This is a genomic window from Azospirillum melinis (assembly GCF_013340935.1).
Classification (GTDB): Bacteria; Pseudomonadota; Alphaproteobacteria; order Azospirillales; family Azospirillaceae; genus Azospirillum; species Azospirillum melinis.
Window position 1 is genome coordinate 185,314 of record NZ_WHOS01000005.1, and the last position, 15,208, is coordinate 200,521.

At 67.3% G+C, this 15,208-nt stretch carries 15 protein-coding genes; 7 read left to right on the forward strand and 8 right to left on the reverse strand.

The genetic code is table 11. The features are described from left to right. Positions 1-32: 32 nt before the first annotated feature. Entirely contained in the window at positions 33-266 is a 234-nt protein-coding gene (locus tag GBZ48_RS06530; RefSeq protein WP_174470271.1) for a hypothetical protein, read from the reverse strand. Positions 267-591: 325 nt separating this feature from the next. Between GBZ48_RS06530 and GBZ48_RS06535 the strand changes: the two genes are divergently transcribed. Then, on the forward strand, positions 592-2,277 hold the full coding sequence (locus GBZ48_RS06535; RefSeq protein WP_174470272.1) for an alpha-amylase family protein: 1,686 nt from the start codon (positions 592-594) through the stop codon (positions 2,275-2,277). Here the strand turns inward: GBZ48_RS06535 and GBZ48_RS06540 are convergent. Further along, complete coding sequence (locus GBZ48_RS06540) at positions 2,274-2,711, reverse strand: winged helix-turn-helix transcriptional regulator (protein ID WP_209798149.1); 438 nt, start codon at positions 2,709-2,711, stop codon at positions 2,274-2,276. The genes GBZ48_RS06535 and GBZ48_RS06540 overlap by 4 nt on opposite strands. A gap of 146 nt (positions 2,712-2,857) precedes the next feature. On the opposite strand from GBZ48_RS06540, the gene GBZ48_RS06545 reads away from it, so the two are divergent. Next, positions 2,858-3,469, forward strand: coding sequence for an NAD(P)-dependent oxidoreductase (locus GBZ48_RS06545; RefSeq protein ID WP_174470274.1), 612 nt, complete (start codon positions 2,858-2,860; stop codon positions 3,467-3,469). Between the two features lie 124 nt (positions 3,470-3,593). Further along, positions 3,594-3,830 carry a hypothetical protein gene (locus tag GBZ48_RS06550; RefSeq protein ID WP_174470275.1) on the forward strand — a complete coding sequence of 79 codons (237 nt, stop codon included), beginning with the start codon at positions 3,594-3,596 and terminating at the stop codon, positions 3,828-3,830. A gap of 36 nt (positions 3,831-3,866) precedes the next feature. On the opposite strand, the gene mutL is transcribed toward GBZ48_RS06550, so the two are convergent. Together mutL and GBZ48_RS06560 are read right to left on the reverse strand one after the other, a co-directional pair. Continuing rightward, on the reverse strand, positions 3,867-5,792 hold the full coding sequence (mutL, locus tag GBZ48_RS06555) for a DNA mismatch repair endonuclease MutL (protein ID WP_174470292.1): 1,926 nt from the start codon (positions 5,790-5,792) through the stop codon (positions 3,867-3,869). Between the two features lie 60 nt (positions 5,793-5,852). Continuing rightward, positions 5,853-6,218, reverse strand: a complete 366-nt coding sequence (locus tag GBZ48_RS06560) for a hypothetical protein (RefSeq protein ID WP_174470276.1) — start codon at positions 6,216-6,218, stop codon at positions 5,853-5,855. Positions 6,219-6,490: 272 nt separating this feature from the next. On the opposite strand from GBZ48_RS06560, the gene GBZ48_RS06565 reads away from it, so the two are divergent. Beyond that, the gene (locus GBZ48_RS06565; RefSeq protein ID WP_174470277.1) at positions 6,491-7,696 is read left to right on the forward strand and encodes a DUF3095 family protein; all 1,206 of its coding nucleotides are present in this window, start codon (positions 6,491-6,493) and stop codon (positions 7,694-7,696) included. A 9-nt stretch (positions 7,697-7,705) separates the two neighbouring features. Here the strand turns inward: GBZ48_RS06565 and GBZ48_RS06570 are convergent, their stop codons facing one another. Beyond that, on the reverse strand, positions 7,706-8,416 hold the full coding sequence (locus GBZ48_RS06570) for a hypothetical protein (RefSeq protein WP_174470278.1): 711 nt from the start codon (positions 8,414-8,416) through the stop codon (positions 7,706-7,708). Positions 8,417-8,537: 121 nt separating this feature from the next. Next, positions 8,538-8,975 (reverse strand): YccF domain-containing protein, encoded by a 438-nt coding sequence (locus GBZ48_RS06575; protein WP_174470279.1) that lies wholly within the window; start codon positions 8,973-8,975, stop codon positions 8,538-8,540. A gap of 266 nt (positions 8,976-9,241) precedes the next feature. Here GBZ48_RS06575 and GBZ48_RS06580 point away from each other — a divergent pair, with 266 nt between their 5' ends. Together GBZ48_RS06580 and GBZ48_RS06585 are read left to right on the forward strand one after the other, a co-directional pair. After that, complete coding sequence (locus GBZ48_RS06580; protein ID WP_174470280.1) at positions 9,242-9,790, forward strand: hypothetical protein; 549 nt, start codon at positions 9,242-9,244, stop codon at positions 9,788-9,790. A 274-nt stretch (positions 9,791-10,064) separates the two neighbouring features. Further along, a complete protein-coding gene (locus GBZ48_RS06585) occupies positions 10,065-10,769 on the forward strand; it encodes an alpha/beta fold hydrolase (protein WP_174470281.1) in 705 nt (234 codons plus the stop codon). Between the two features lie 60 nt (positions 10,770-10,829). On the opposite strand, the gene GBZ48_RS06590 is transcribed toward GBZ48_RS06585, so the two are convergent. Both GBZ48_RS06590 and GBZ48_RS06595 read right to left on the reverse strand, forming a co-directional pair. Continuing rightward, complete coding sequence (locus tag GBZ48_RS06590; RefSeq protein ID WP_109096599.1) at positions 10,830-11,501, reverse strand: LuxR C-terminal-related transcriptional regulator; 672 nt, start codon at positions 11,499-11,501, stop codon at positions 10,830-10,832. A 328-nt stretch (positions 11,502-11,829) separates the two neighbouring features. Next, on the reverse strand, positions 11,830-12,510 hold the full coding sequence (locus tag GBZ48_RS06595; protein ID WP_174470282.1) for a LuxR C-terminal-related transcriptional regulator: 681 nt from the start codon (positions 12,508-12,510) through the stop codon (positions 11,830-11,832). A gap of 596 nt (positions 12,511-13,106) precedes the next feature. Between GBZ48_RS06595 and GBZ48_RS06600 the strand changes: the two genes are divergently transcribed. Next, on the forward strand, positions 13,107-15,208 hold a 2,102-nt coding region (locus GBZ48_RS06600), incomplete at its 3' end, for an ATP-dependent helicase (RefSeq protein ID WP_246307010.1).

Below are 15,208 nucleotides of genomic sequence, written 5' to 3' on the forward strand. Positions count from 1 at the left end.
GGGATGCGCGGGAGCGCCCCGGTCCGCATCGTTCATTCGATCCAGAAGGGACGGTCCTTCGCCTTGCCGGGCTTGCCTTCGGAATTGTTTTCGGCTTGGGCCGCCTGCTGGAAGCGGTCGGAGGAGAACAGGATGCCCGGCTCCTCTTCCGTCTCGTCCTTCTCCGGCTCGATCACGGTGAAGCCGCCGCGGCCGCTGGCCATGTAGACGGCGTGGCCGATCATGCCGGTCAGCGCGAGGAACAGGAGGGCCTGGGTCTCGATCATGGCGGAAACGTCCTTATCGGGAGGGGAGGGGCATCGACAGGAACAAAGGCGACAGGAACAACAGCGCATGAGGCCGAACGGCATCAGCCACGGGCAGCGGGTGCCCACGGTGACGGTCCAGTCATGCTGTGCTGCAACATAAGCAGGCCGGCATGCTACCGCAAAAAGTTTTGCATACCAGATGCCGGATGCCTGACCTGCAACTTTGCCGCAGGCGCGTCTACCGCCGAAGAGCGCTTCGTTCCGCAACCAAAGTGGCGTTGCCGCTGTTCCCCGCCTGTCGCCTCCGCATCGGGCCGGAGGAAGGCATCGCGATGGAGCGGCCATGATCCGGGACCTCTGGTACAAGAATGCGGTGATCTACAATCTGTCGCTGTCGACCTTCATGGACGCCAACGGCGACGGCGTCGGCGATTTCCAGGGGCTGCTGCGCCGGCTGGACTATCTGCACGGGCTGGGGGTGACCTGCCTGTGGCTGGGCCCGTTCCAGACCTCGCCGATGAAGGACGACGGCTATGACGTCGCCGACTATTACAATGTTGATCCGCGCTATGGCACGCTGGGCGACTTCGTCGAATTCACCCATGCCTGCGAACAGCGCGGCATCCGTGTGATCATCGATCTGGTGATCAACCACACCTCCGACGAGCATCCCTGGTTCAAGGCCGCCCGCAGCGATCCCGACAGCAAGTATCGCGACTGGTATGTCTGGTCGGACAAAAAGCCGGAAAATGCCGACCAGGGCATGGTCTTTCCCGGCGTGCAGAAATCGACCTGGACCTATGACCGCGAAGCCAAGGCCTGGTATTTCCACCGCTTCTACAAATTCCAGCCCGACCTGAACACCGCCAATCCGGAGGTGCACGCCGAGCTGCTGAAGATCATGGGCTTCTGGATCCAGCTCGGCGTCGCCGGCTTCCGCATGGACGCCGTGCCCTTCATCATCGCGGAGAAGGGAGCGGACGTTACCAAGCCGAAGGAACAGTTCGGCATGCTGCGCAGCTTCCGCGAATTCGTGCAGTGGCGGCGCGGCGACGCCATGCTGCTGGCGGAGGCCAACATCCTGCCGGAAGACGATCTGCACTATTTCGGCAACGACGGCGACCGCTGCCACATGATGTTCAACTTCCAGGTCAACCAGCACCTGTTCTACGCGCTGGCCACCGGCGATACCGGACCGCTCGCCAAGGCGCTGGAGGTGACGAAGCCGCGGCCGGCCACCGCCCAATGGGGCACCTTCCTGCGCAACCACGACGAACTCGACCTGGGCCGGCTGACCGAGGAGCAGCGGCAGGCGGTGTTCGCCGCCTTCGGGCCGGACAAGTCGATGCAGCTTTATGACCGCGGCATCCGCCGGCGGCTGGCGCCGATGCTGAACGCCGACCGGCGGCGGATCGAGCTGGCCTACAGCCTGATGTTCACCCTGCCGGGGACGCCGGTCATCCGCTATGGCGACGAGATCGGCATGGGCGACGACCTGTCGCTGCCCGAACGGAACTGCGCCCGCACGCCGATGCAATGGTCGGACGAGCCGCATGGCGGCTTCACCAAGTCCGACGCGCCGGAAAGCCCGGTGATCAGCGGCGGCGTCTTCGGCTATGAGCGGATCAATGCCGCGATCCAGCGCCGCGACCCGCAATCCTTGCTGAACTGGACGGAGCGCATCATCCGCATGCGCAAGGAGTGTCCGGAAATCGGCTGGGGCGACTTCCGGATTCTCAAGACCGGCCGGCCGGAGGTGCTGGCCCTGCGCTATGACTGGCGGAACAACGGGGTGGTTGTCCTGCACAACCTGTCGGACAAGCCCTGCGAGATCGTGCTGGACGTGGACGGCCATGGCGAGGGCTGCCGGCTGGTCAACCTGCTGTCGGAGGACCACAGCGAGCCCGATGCCAAGGGCCGCCACCATCTGGTGATGGAGGCCTACGGCTATCGCTGGTTCCGGGTCGGTGGGCTGGACTATCTGCTGCGGCGGACTGAGGCGGACGGGAAGCCGGGCGAGGAGGTTTAGGCGACGTCCAACCGGACCGGCGCGCCGTCTTCCGTCCGGTCATAGGCGGCGCGAGCCTCCAGCATCTGCGCGATGTGGGTCTCGGCCCACATCCGCAGCGGCGCCAGAGTTTCGGCCAGCGTGGCGCCCAGCGGCGTGATGGAATATTCGACGGTGACCGGCACGGTGGCGAAGGCCCTGCGGCTGACCAGCCCGTCGCGCTCCAGGCTTTTCAGCGTCTGCGATAGCATCTTCTGCGAGATGCCCTCGATCTCGCGGCGCAGCCGGTTGAAACGCATCGGCCCGCTTTCCAGCAAGCCGAGGATCAGCACCGTCCATTTGTCGGCGATCCGGTCCAGTGCCTGCCGCGTCGGGCAGGCGGAGGCATAGGCGTCGGGCAACTGATCCATCTCCGACGGCCGTTTACCGCCCAGCCCCAGCAGGGTCCTGTCCATCCGCATCCACTCCCAGTTCAGTCATCCAGACCGGCGATCCGGCGGTTACATCCAGGTGACCATGTCACGAAAAGGTGCCTTCTTTACACCAGATTTCCAAAACGGCATCAAGTCACTATTGGAAACCTAGTCAGAGGACACCCGTCATGAACGTCGCCATCATCGGTGCCGCCGGCCGCGCCGGCAGCCGCATCCAGGCCGAACTGCTCCGCCGCGGCCACAGCGTCACCGCCATCGTCCGCGATCCGGCCAAGGTTGCCGCCGCTCCCGGCCTGACCGTGAAGGCCGGCGATGCCAACAAGGCGGAAACGCTGGCCCCGCTGCTGGCCGGTCATGACGCGGTGGTCAGCGCCGTGATGTTCCTGATGGGCGATGCCGGCAGCCTGATCGGCGCGGTGAAGACCTCCGGCGTGCCGCGTTATCTGGTGGTCGGTGGTGCCGGCAGCCTGGAGGTGGCACCGGGCGTGCGGGTTCTCGACCTGCCGGAATTCCCCGAGATCTACAAGGCCGAGGCCACCAAGGGCGCCGAGTTCCTCGACCGGCTGAAGGCCGAGCCGACCCTGAACTGGACCTTCCTGTCGCCGTCGGCCGAGTTCGTGCTGGGCGAGCGGACGGGCAAGTTCCGCATTGGCTCCGAGTCCCTGCTGGCTGACGAGACCGGCCGCAGCTGGATCAGCTACGAGGACTTCGCCGTGGCTCTGGTCGACGAGATCGAGACGCCGAAGCACGAGCGCAAGCGGTTCACGGTGGGGTACTGAGCGCGGCCGGGGTATCTCTCCGGTAGGTTGTCCGGAGCAGGGGGCTGCAATCTTCCATTACCCCTCCCATGTCTTCAGCAAGGGCAGATCAAGCCCGGCAAGACAAGACCTGGGAAGGAATGGAATGGCTCTGATCCCCTGCGCCGCCTGCGGCCACACGATCTCCACCGAAGCGCCATCCTGCCCATCCTGCGGACACCCTGGTGCGAATGCGAAGGGTGGCCGTGACGGGTTGGCGCGGATTGCCGGGACGGTCGCCGGCTCCTACATCTCGGCGCAGATGCTCGCCAGCATCATCGTCGGCTCGGTCGCCATCGTCAGCTTCGCCGCCATCATGATCGCGGTGATCCTGAAAGGGTGAGGCCCGGCAACCAGGACCGGCAGCGGAACTGCCGGTCTACCTCCGCCCGAACAGCCGCTCGATATCCGCCAGCTTCAGCTCCACGTAAGTCGGCCGGCCGTGGTTGCACTGGCCGCTGTGCGGAGTCGCTTCCATCTGGCGCAGCAGGGCGTTCATCTCGTCGACGCTCAAGCTGCGGCCGGCGCGGACGCTGCCGTGACAGGCCATCGTCGCGCAGACCTCCTCCAACCGCTCCTTCAGCGAGAGGGCGTCGCCCAGTTCGGACAGTTCCTCGGCAAGGTCGCGGATCAGGTTCTTCACGTCGGACTGGCCAAGCAGGGCCGGGACCTCGCGCACCATGACGCAGCCGTGGCCGAAGCCCTCGATCACCAGACCGAGTTCGGACAGTTCGGCGCTGCGGGCGAGCAGGCGATTGGCGGACGGCTCGTCCAGTTCGATCAGTTCGGGGATCAGCAGGGCCTGACGCTTCACGCCGCCTTCCAGCAGGGCGGTCTTCATCCGCTCATAGACCAGCCGTTCATGGGCGGCGTGCTGGTCGACGATGACGATGCCCTCGCGGGTCTGCGCCACGATGTAGGTGGTGTGCACTTGCGCCCGCGCCGCCCCCAGCGGGTGGCTGTCCGGTGGCGGCTCGGGCCTGAGGGCGGCCGGGTCGGGGGTGCGGTATTCCGGCGGGCGGGCCGCCGGGGCAAAGCCGTTGCTGAAGCCGCTGAGGCGGCCTTGCAGCGGCGGCAGCCCCGTCTGGGTCGGTGCCTGGAAGGCCGAGGAGCGCTCCGCCAGACCGCGCGGGACGGATGTGGGCGTGTAGGAACCGCCCCAACTGCTCCCTGTCCCGCTGCCCGACCCGCCGCCGGATCGGCCGTAGGGCAGGGGGGAAGGGGTGAAGCCGCTGTCGGTGTCCCCGCCAGGTTCCGGCCGCAGGGCGCCCAGCGTGGCGAGGCCGACGGTGGTCGACGCGCGGTGGCCGGCCTCGGCCAGTGCGTGTTTCAGCGAGCCGACGATCAGACCACGCACCAGACCCTGGTCGCGGAAGCGCACCTCGGCCTTGGCCGGGTGGACGTTCACGTCCACTTCCTGCGGATCGATGTCGAGGAACAGCGCCAGCATCGGGTGGCGGTCGCGCGGCAGGAAATCGGCGTAGGCGGCGCGCACCGCACCCACCATCAGCTTGTCGCGCACCGGCCGGCCGTTGACGAACAGATGCTGGTGCTTGGCGGTCGGGCGGTGCAGGGTCGGCAGGCCGATCCATCCGGCCAGCGACACCTCCTCGCGCACCGCCGTCACCGGGACGGCATTCTCCTGGAAATCGCGCCCCATCAAGGCACCCAGCCGGGTCAGCCGGGCGTCCAGCAAATCGCCCTGTGCCGCACTCAGCCGCAGGCCGCCGCGCCCGCCGTCGCTGAGCGTGAAGGCGACGCCGGGATGGGCCATCGCCAGCCGTTCCAGGCAATCGGCGATGTGGTCGTATTCGGTGCGCGAGGCTTTCAGGAATTTCAGCCGGGCCGGCACGGCGGCGAACAGGTCGCGCACCTCGATCCGCGTGCCCTGGGCCAGTGCCGCCGGCTGCGGCTGGCCCTTGGCGCCGGCATCGACGGTCAGGCTCCAGGCGCTGTCGGCGTTGCGGGCGCGGCTCGTGATGGTCAGGCAGCTGACGGCGCCGATGGACGGCAGCGCCTCCCCCCGGAAGCCGAGAGAGCGGATGTCGAGCAGGTCGTCGCCCGGCAGCTTGGAGGTGGCATGGCGTTCGACCGCCAGCACCAGCTCGTCCGGCGTCATGCCGCAGCCGTCGTCGGTGACGGCGATCAGCGACTTGCCGCCGTCGCGCGCCACCACGTCGATGCGGGTGGCGCCGGCGTCGATGGCGTTCTCCACCAACTCCTTCACGGCGGCGGCGGGACGTTCGACCACCTCGCCGGCGGCGATGCGGTTGACCAGTGTTTCTGGGAGCAGACGGATCGGCATACCCATAGATATAGTGCCGGTCGGCCGCCGACACCACCATCATCAGGCAGCTATTCGCGCTTACAGACCCTTCAGGGCCTTCATATAGTCGACCAGCTTGCGCTCGTAGAAGGGCTGCGGCGGCTGGTAGCGGGCGACGAGTCCGGCTTCCGCCGTCATCTTCACCACGAGGCCCATGCAGGACACGTCCACCGGATCGCCCCCAAGGTCGAACTGCAGCCGGAAATCGAACTTCTGCTTGGCGATCAGGTCGCCGTCATAAGGGCGGATGCGGAAGGAGCCGATGACGAACTCCTCGGGCACATATTCGTGATGGTCGATGACGATCTTCGGCGGAGTGGAGGGACGCTCCTTGCGCGGCTCGGCCGCGGACTTCGCGCCGCCCGGCTCCTTGTTGCCTCCAGAGAATTTCGACAGCCAAGACATGAAGAGCGACGTCCTCTTGTTCCGAAACCCTGAAACCATACCGACATATTCAGACAGTTTTGGGGGCACATCGTTTAACAACAGTTAATGACGTAAGCATTCGTTACGGCCCGGTAATTTTCCTGCCGGGACCGCGCATTGACAATGCCGGCCTCTCCGACGGGGCCGTGACTTTCGGGGTTCCTCCTCCCTGCCGCTGCGGCTGTGGTCATGCTAGGCTTCGACCTCGTCCCGTTGTCGCCCGCCCGTTGCTGTCCGTTGGGGGAACCGCCATGTCTCTGTTGCCGGTGATCCGCGATTTCGCCGCGGAGGCGTCGGACCCCCGGCGCTATGCCGTGCTCGACGGCGGCTGGTCGCTGGCGGTGGCCGATGTCACCGGCAGCACGCAGCTGGCCACGCAGGGGCGCCATCGCGACGTCAATTTCGTCGCCGCCGGGGTGGTCGCGGTGCTGTCCGACGCGGTGCGCATCGGGCAGGAGCCGGCCGCCTGCCAGTTCGGCGGCGACGGCGCCATCGCCGCGGTGCCGCCGGGGCGGGAGGACGGGGCGCGGGCGGCGCTGTCCGCGCTCGCCCACTGGTCGGCGGAGGTGATGGACGTGCCGCTGCGCGTCGGGCTGGTGCCGGTGCAGGCGCTGCTCGACCAGGGGCTGGAGGTGATGGCGGCGCTGCACGATGTCGGCAACGGCAACAGCTTCGGCCTGTTCCTGGGCGCCGGGGTGGTGGTGGCCGATGCCTGGGTCAAGGAGGATGCGCGCTGGCGCCTGCCGCCGCAGCAGGGGCCGCTGCCCGGGCTGGAGTCGGTCTCCTGCCGCTGGAACCCGGTGCCGCCGCGGCGCGGAACCGTGCTGTGCGTGATCGTCGATGCGGTCGATCCGGGGGCCGCAGGGCTGCTGGAGCTTGCCCGTGTCCAGCGCGCCATCGAGGCCATCGTGCCCACCGCCGGCGCCGCCCCGCTGGGGGTGGGGGAACGGCTGGAGGCGCGCTGGCCGCCGGACTGGCGCTCCCTGCTGATGGAGGCGCGCGGCGGCCGGGATGGCGCCGGTCTGGGTATGCGCGTCCGGCGCGTGGGCAAGGCGCTTGCCGGGTCGGGACTTCTGGTATTGCTTCTGAGGCTGGGCCTGTCGCTCGGCAATTTCGATCCGCAGCGCTACCGCCGCCACATGGCGGAGCGCACCGATTTCCGCAAATCGGCCGGCGGGCCGCGGCTGGTGCTGGACGTGACGGAGGGGGAGGCCAACGCCATCGAGGCGCTGCTGGCCCGGGCGGCGCAGGCCGGCTCGATTCGCTACGGCACCGCGCGGGCCGATGCGACCACCGTCACCTGTCTGGTCGGGGATGTGACGGCCGACCGTCATGTGCATTTCGTCGATGGCGCCGGGCTGGGGTTCTGGCGCGCCTCGGTCATGCTGAAGGCGATGAAGGCGCGGGAAAAGGCGGGGCAGGCGACGGAACCGGAGCCCGCCGCCGCCCTGTCGTGACCCCGCCAATCAGGCGGTGATGTCGACGCCCTGCGAGCCGCGCGGCGTCAGGCTGGCGAACAGGCTCTGCGCGCCAGAGAGGTCGCCGGAGCTGAGCGAGCTGCTCAGGCTGCTGAGATTCTTCTTCAGGGTTCCCAGGAAGTCGGTGGAGCTGCTGTTGTTGACACTGCCGGCCCCGCTGTCGCTGTCGGCGGCACTCTTCAGCATATCCGACAGAGCCGACAGCGAGTCCTGCGCGCCCGACACGTCGCCGGACTGCAAGGACTGGGCGAGGCTGCCGACGGTGCTGCGCAGCTCGTCCGACCCACCCTCGTCGCCCGGCGGCGGACCGTTCGGCGGCGGGCCGCCCGCTCCGCCGGGACCTCCACCGGGGCCGCCGGCGCCGCCCGGGCCGCCGCTGGGCGGGCCGTTCTTGGACATTGCCTGCTGAACCTGGCCGATGTCACCGCTCTTCAGCGCCTCTCCCACGCTGGACAGCAGCTTCGACAGCGGGTCCTTACCGGTGCTGGCGCTGGTGCTTGTGCTCGATCCGGTGCTGCCGCCCTGCTTGTCGGACTGCAGTTTCGACAGGGAGTCGTAGGCGGACTGGACGGCGGTCATGTCGCCGGACTCCACCGCCTTCTTCAGGCTGTCGATGCCCTCGCGGATCTCTTTACCCGGCCCTTGCGGCCGCTGATAGGTCTGGCCGACGGCCGACGCACTCACCATGGATACCGACATGGCACTCTCCAACGGATAGCCTCACAAGAGGCAGTACGGGGGAGGCATGGGACTCCTGCGCACCGGAAGGCGGGTGACTGCGCGGCTTCGATAAAATTGTCGGAAATGCCGCAGGCGGGGATCAGATGCGGCCGGTCACCCGCCGTCCGACGTCGTCCGACGGCACGATCTCGGTTCCGACCGGCCACAGCGCCAGCAGCGCAAGCTTCAGATGCGCCCAGGCGAAGGGCAGGCCGATGATGGTGATGGCGAGCCCCACCGCCGCGACCAGATGGCCGAGCGCCAGCCACCAGCCGGCCAGCACGAACCACACGACATTGCCGATGAAGCCGAGCGCGCCGGTGCCCATGTCTTCGCGCCCGCGGAACTCATCCCGGCGCACGGCGGTTTGTCCAAAGGGGAGCAGGGTGTAATGGGCGATGGTCAGGGCGGACCTGGCCCAAGGCAGGCCGATGATGGACACAGCCATCAGGACCGCGGCCAACAGCCAGCCGAGCGCCATCCAGATGCCACCCGTGACCAGCCAGAGCAGATTGAGGAGAAGACTGAGCAGAGGCATGACACGTAACCCTCCCTTTCGCCGCAGATGTGGGGATGGTCATACGGCGCGCCTAGAGGTGGGCCGGACAGATATCGGCAGCTGCGAAGATGGGGCACCCCGTCCGGCGGCGCGAAAGAGGGGGAGCCTCATGCCATCCATGCCTTGAACCGGATCCGTACGGTCCACAGATCCGAATCAGGCATCATGACGACGCATCCGGACGGGCCCTTTGCCGGCAGCACCGCCGGCGGGCCGCCTTCCGGATCACACGGATCGGAGGCCGCATGAACGAGGCATTGAACACCGACGCCGGCGCCGACGCGCCGAACATGCCGGGCGAGGGCGAATCGCTCTCGCCGGTGGTCGCCGCCATCCTCGGCACCGCCGTCGCGGCTGCGGCCAAGCGCGGCGGCAATGGCGACGTGGCCCGCGGGTTGATCGCGGGGCTGCGCATCCTGCGCGCCACCGTCGAGGAGGAGGCCGGCTACACCATGGCCGCAGCCGTCGACAACGCCATCCGCACCCGCCTGCTGGCCGACAACCTGTCGCGCCTGCGTGTCAGCGGGGAGAAGCCGCGGGCCGTCCCGCTGCCGGATCCCGGACCGGGGGCCAGCGCCGCCGCCGCCATCTTCGAGAGCGCTGCGGAATCCTGCCTGACCGTCAACGCCCATGCGGAGGACAATGGGCCGCTGGAAACTGCGGTCTTCGCCTTCACCGCACAGTTGCTGCAACAGCTGGGGGGAGCGCCGGAGTGGCGCAGCCTGGCCGGCGAACTGCGCCGCCCCCTGGCGGTGGCACCCGACCCCGAAGGCGAGGAGGTGACGCTGCATTGACCGGTCGCCACGGCAGTTGTCTCGGCCGGTGATCGGCAGGCTGACCGCCTGTGATCGAAAGCGGCCGGGAACCGGCCGGCAAGTCATGGAATTTGCTTTGCTTTTGTCGTGTTTCGGTGGTGGCTGAAACCTTTTGCGGGCAGGGTGGGGTTTTGGCCCATTTTCAGGGTTCTGCCCGATTTATCGAACGGGACGACTTCGGTTCGGCTTCGTTACGGTTGGGTTCGGCGGTGGGACGGTCCCATCGCGGAACGCCACCATCGGGGATCCGACCGTGTTCTTTCACACCCAGCCTTCCACCGTCCGCGCCGGACGGGCAGACGCCGCCCGCTGTCCGGTGAACGGTCTGACCGCGGACGGGGTGGGTGCTGCCTGGGCGGGAGACCGCACGGCCGACCGTGCCGGCGATCCATCCGGGCGGCGGGTGATCTTCCTTCATCCCGGCAAGGGGGCGTGGTGGCGCCTGCTGGACCATGTTCCGGCGGGCCAGGAATGGCTGACCGTGCCGGCCGCCGCCGGAGCGGCGATGCTCTCCCCGCTGCTGGTGGAGCGTGGCGGGCGCCGGCCGGTTCTGGTTGCCGGTGCAGTGACGGCGCCGCTCGCCATCGCCGCGGCGCTGGATTTCCCGGAACAGGTCGGCGGCGTGATGATCGTCGACGATGTCGGCGCCGAATCGCCGATGCGCCGGCGCTGGAACGCGCTGACCGCCTGTTTCGGCCGGCCGTTGCCGACGATGCCGACGGGCGGTCTCGGGGACCTTGAAGCTGAACTGCCGGCAGTGCGGGTGCCGGTGACCCTGATCCAGGGCAGCGACCCGGCCGGGCTGTTCACGCGGCTCGAGGGTGGGCTGACGGGGTGTCGCACCCTGACGGTCGTCGCCGTGTCCGACGCCGCCGCCATCCGCCCGCGCACCCATGCGACCGAACTGCGCGGCGCCCTGCTGGCGCTGGTTTCCGCTGTGGAGCGGGCGCAGCGTTAGGGAAGAAGGGGTTCCTTCTTCCGGATGTGGGGAGGTGATGCGGGGGGCTGTCCCGAATCCTTACAGGCTCTGGGCTGTCAGGGCCGCCTGTGTGCGGTTGCGGACGCCGAGGTGCCGCAGGATGGCGGTGACATGGACCTTCACCGTGCCTTCCGTCAGTCCCAGCTCATGGGCGATCTGCTTGTTCGATTTGCCGTCGCGCAGCCGGGCGAGGACGTCGCGCTGGCGCGGCGTCAACTGGTCGCCGTTGGCATTGCCCATCCCGGCATTGTCGTCCATCGCCTCGCCGGAACCGTGCCCGCCATAGCCGCCATGCGTCTGTTCGACACGGTCGGCGCCGCGGATGGCCTGTTCGGGAAGATAGATTCCGCCGGCGAGCACCAGCTGCAAGGCCCCCAGCAGGACCTTGGCGCTGGAGGATTTCGGGATATAGCCGGCAGCGCCGTTTTCCAGGGCCGCCAGCAGGTCTGACCGCTTTTCCGACCCGGACACCACCACCAGAAGCGCTTTCGGCAGGTTGACATGAATGTCGCCGAGGGCCGAGAAGCCGGTCCAGCCGGGCATTCCCAGATCGAGCAGGATCAGGTCGAACGGTCTGGTGCCATCGCAGAGCGCTCGCACCTCGTCATAGGTGCTCGCCTCGAAAAACGTCATGTCGGCGTCGAATTGCGCCAGGAGTCGGCGCAGACCGTCTCGGAACAGCAGGTGATCGTCGGCGATCAGCACGTTCATCGCAGGCATTTCCAGAAGGTTGCGGCGATCTCACACCGGGATGGCGTCATCGGCCCGCAGTTCACATAAGCACGTCCATTCTCACGCTGTAGTTCGCTTTTGGTCTTAGACCGCTTCCTCTATGCCTGCCGTCTTTATCGGCCATGGGGCTGGCGGGGAGCTTTGCTACGGGTTGCCCGGACGGCCTGCGGAAACGGACGAGCGCTGCAAAAGGCAACGTCCCGCTCCGCCGGCCGCCTGCCCCGGATGGTGGGGCGGACGGCCAGGACGGAAGGCGGGCGGGGCCTTTCGGCAGAGCGGTATGCCGATCCGTCGGATCGGGCGGTAATCAGACGGTGGCGGCGACACCGGTCTCGGCTGCCTGATCGCCGATGCCGTTGTTCAGCGCCCAGATGGCGGCCTGGGTGCGGTTGGAGGCGTTGATCTTGCGCAGCAGGCTCTTCAGGTGAACCTTCACGGTGGCTTCCGTGATGCTCAGGTGGTTGGCGATCATCTTGTTGCTGTTGCCGTTCAGCAGGCAGCGCAGGATCTGCACCTCACGCTGCGACAGGCCCTTGCGGCGGGTCGGCAGCTCGGCGCCCATGTCCTCGGTGCGACCGCTGACCAGCAGCTCGGCGAGGTGGGTCGGGAACACCTTCTCGCCCATCATCACCAGCTTCAGCGACTGCATCAGCGCCTCGCAGGCGATGTCCTTCAGCAGGTAGCCGCCGGCACCGGCGCCGAGCGCGGCCGACAGGCGGCGGGTTTCCAGATCGTTGGTCAGAATGACGATCCGGATCGACGGGTGAGCCTCGCGCAGGCTGCGCATCGCTTCGACTTCCTCGTCGGCGCCGCTCGGCAGGTCGATGAGGATCAGCTCCGGGTTCTGGCCGGTGCCGAGCGTCGACAGGCCCTCGCGCAGGCTGCCGGCCTCGCCGACGACATTGAAGGGGGTGCCTTCGAACAGACGCTTCATACCCTCACGGAAAAGCTTGTTGGCATCGATGAGGAAAACGTTGATGGCATCCATGGTCTCAGCCCGCCTTTTGTTCCGTTCCGATCAAAGTGGCGCCGGGTGGCGCTTCGGAGGCATCCCCGACCTTCCGCTCCTGCATCCGGTCCGCTCCCCCTCAGGGTTCGGGGGTGCCTCGTTGTGATCCATAGATACCCCCGATTTGCGCCGCGCAAAATTTCGCTTAGGTAAATTTCGCGTCGAGCAATGGGCATATGCCGTAAGCCTGCATAAGACAAGATGAGGACATAATGCAGCTTCCCCTGGTCAGGTGGAATAACTGTCTGTGACAGAAAAGGGGAAATCGTTAACGGTCATGCCGTGACTTCGTAAGGACACTGAACGATAGTGTCGGGTGACTTTCACAACGAAGGGCCTCGGCCGGGCAGAACTACGTCATCGCCCGATGGTTGGAGTCCTATATCCTGGAAATTTGCCATTAGGCATAAGCGTGGCCGTGCCGCTCTCCGTCGCCGGGCGGGGTATGCCGCCATCGACAGGGGTCGTGCCGGGGCGTTCTGTGCTGTATACGTTCCAGCCGCGACAGAGCATTCGCACGCTCGAGCCGAATTTTTCCGTCCATTCCCTTTCGTCCATCCCCAGGCCGGGACGCCATGTCAGACGCTTATGATGATGATCCGTTGAGCCACGCCGCTCCCGCCGCCGGTCCCGCTTCGGGATTCCCGGCCGCAGCGCAGCGCTTCGCCTATCTGGACGGGCTCAACCCGACACAGCGGGCGGCGGTGGAGGCTCTGGACGGACCGGTCCTGGTGCTGGCCGGCGCCGGAACCGGCAAGACGCGGGTGCTGACCACCCGGCTGGCCCATCTGCTTATGACGCGCCGCGCCGCCGCCTTCCAGATCCTGGCGGTGACCTTCACCAACAAGGCCGCCCGCGAGATGCGCGAGCGTGTCGGCCATCTGATGGGGATCGAGCCTGAGGGCTGGTGGCTCGGCACCTTCCATGCGCTGGCCGCCCGCATCCTGCGCCGCCATGCCGAGCTGGTCGGGTTGAAGTCGAACTTCACCATCCTGGACACCGACGACCAGGTCCGCCTGATCAAGCAGCTGCTGCAAGCCGAGAACATCGATTCCAAGAAATGGCCGCCCCGTCAGGTGCTGGGCGCCATCGAGCGCTGGAAGGACCGCGGCCTGACCCCCGACCGGCTCGGCGACGCCGATGGCGGCGATGTGGCGGGCGGCCGGGTGGTGGCGATCTACCGTGCCTATCAGGAGCGCCTGCGCACCCTGAACGCCTGCGATTTCGGCGATCTGCTGCTGCACAACCTCGCTATCTTCCAGAACCATCCGGATGTGCTGGCGGAGTATCACCGCAAGTTCAAATATCTGCTGGTCGACGAGTATCAGGATACCAACGTCGCGCAGTATCTGTGGCTTAGAATACTGTCTCAAGCTCACAAGAACATCTGCTGCGTGGGTGACGAGGATCAGTCGATCTACGCCTGGCGTGGTGCCGAGATCGGCAACATCCTGCGCTTCGAGACCGACTTCCCCGGCGCCACCATCATCAAGCTGGAGCAGAACTATCGCTCCACCGGCCATATCCTGGCGGCGGCCTCCGGTCTGATCGCCAACAACCAGGGCCGGTTGGGCAAGACGCTGTGGACCGAGGCCGACGGCGGCGAGCCGGTCAAGGTCAAGGCGGTGTGGGACGGCGAGGAGGAGGCGCGCTGGGTCGGCGAGGAGATCGAGACTCTCCAACGCAAGGGCACCTCCCTGGCGCAGATCGCCGTGCTGGTCCGCGCCGGCTTCCAGACCCGTGAATTCGAAGAACGCTTCATCACGCTCGGCCTGCCTTACAAGGTGCTGGGCGGCCCGCGCTTCTACGAGCGGCAGGAAATCCGCGATGCGTTGGCCTATTTCCGCGTCGTCAATTCCGGCGACGACGATCTGGCCTTCGAACGCATCGTCAATCTGCCCAAGCGCGGCGTCGGTCCGGCGGCGATGCAGAGCCTCTACACCGCCGCCCGCGCCCGGGGGCTGTCGCTGACCGAAGCCGGCTGGGCGCTGACCGAGACTGACGAGCTGAAGCCGAAGCTGCGCGCCACCCTGCGCGGGCTGTTGCAGGACTTCTTCCGCTGGCGGACGCTGATGGCGACGGTGCCGCACACCGAGCTTGCCCGCACCGTCCTGGACGAGTCCGGCTACACCCGCATGTGGCAGGAGGACAAGACTCCGGAGGCTCCCGGCCGGCTGGAAAACCTGAAGGAACTGATCACCGCCATGGCGGAGTTCGAGAACCTGCCGGGCTTCCTGGAGCATGTCGCGCTGGTGATGGAGAATGCCGAGGCCGCCGGCATCGAGCAGGTCACGGTGATGACCCTACACGGCGCCAAGGGGCTGGAGTTCGACCATGTCTTCCTGCCGGGCTGGGAGGAGGGCGTTTTCCCCAACCAGCGGGCGCTGGACGAGACCGGCATCGCCGGGCTGGAGGAGGAGCGGCGGCTGGCCTATGTCGGCCTGACCCGTGCGCGCCGCCGCGCCTATGTCAGCCATGCCGCCAACCGCCGGCTCTACGGCAACTGGGTCAGCGCCATCCCGTCCCGCTTCGTCGAGGAGATCCCGCAGGACAATGTGGAGGCCGAGGCGGCCAACGGCCTGTTCGCCGGCAGCGGCGGCGGGCGCGGCGGTTTCGGTGCCGGCATGGGCGGAAGCGGCATGGGCGGAGGCTTCGGCGGCGGGGCAGGGGGCTATGG

What these genes read in the sequence shown, in the direction of transcription:
- GBZ48_RS06530 (WP_174470271.1), bottom strand. Translation starts at nt 266, where the DNA reads ATGATCGAGACCCAGGCCCTCCTGTTCCTCGCGCTGACCGGCATGATC.
- GBZ48_RS06535 (WP_174470272.1), top strand. Translation starts at nt 592, where the DNA reads ATGATCCGGGACCTCTGGTACAAGAATGCGGTGATCTACAATCTGTCG.
- GBZ48_RS06540 (WP_209798149.1), bottom strand. Translation starts at nt 2,711, where the DNA reads ATGGACAGGACCCTGCTGGGGCTGGGCGGTAAACGGCCGTCGGAGATG.
- GBZ48_RS06545 (WP_174470274.1), top strand. Translation starts at nt 2,858, where the DNA reads ATGAACGTCGCCATCATCGGTGCCGCCGGCCGCGCCGGCAGCCGCATC.
- GBZ48_RS06550 (WP_174470275.1), top strand. Translation starts at nt 3,594, where the DNA reads ATGGCTCTGATCCCCTGCGCCGCCTGCGGCCACACGATCTCCACCGAA.
- mutL (WP_174470292.1), bottom strand. Translation starts at nt 5,792, where the DNA reads ATGCCGATCCGTCTGCTCCCAGAAACACTGGTCAACCGCATCGCCGCC.
- GBZ48_RS06560 (WP_174470276.1), bottom strand. Translation starts at nt 6,218, where the DNA reads ATGTCTTGGCTGTCGAAATTCTCTGGAGGCAACAAGGAGCCGGGCGGC.
- GBZ48_RS06565 (WP_174470277.1), top strand. Translation starts at nt 6,491, where the DNA reads ATGTCTCTGTTGCCGGTGATCCGCGATTTCGCCGCGGAGGCGTCGGAC.
- GBZ48_RS06570 (WP_174470278.1), bottom strand. Translation starts at nt 8,416, where the DNA reads ATGTCGGTATCCATGGTGAGTGCGTCGGCCGTCGGCCAGACCTATCAG.
- GBZ48_RS06575 (WP_174470279.1), bottom strand. Translation starts at nt 8,975, where the DNA reads ATGCCTCTGCTCAGTCTTCTCCTCAATCTGCTCTGGCTGGTCACGGGT.
- GBZ48_RS06580 (WP_174470280.1), top strand. Translation starts at nt 9,242, where the DNA reads ATGAACGAGGCATTGAACACCGACGCCGGCGCCGACGCGCCGAACATG.
- GBZ48_RS06590 (WP_109096599.1), bottom strand. Translation starts at nt 11,501, where the DNA reads ATGAACGTGCTGATCGCCGACGATCACCTGCTGTTCCGAGACGGTCTG.
- GBZ48_RS06595 (WP_174470282.1), bottom strand. Translation starts at nt 12,510, where the DNA reads ATGGATGCCATCAACGTTTTCCTCATCGATGCCAACAAGCTTTTCCGT.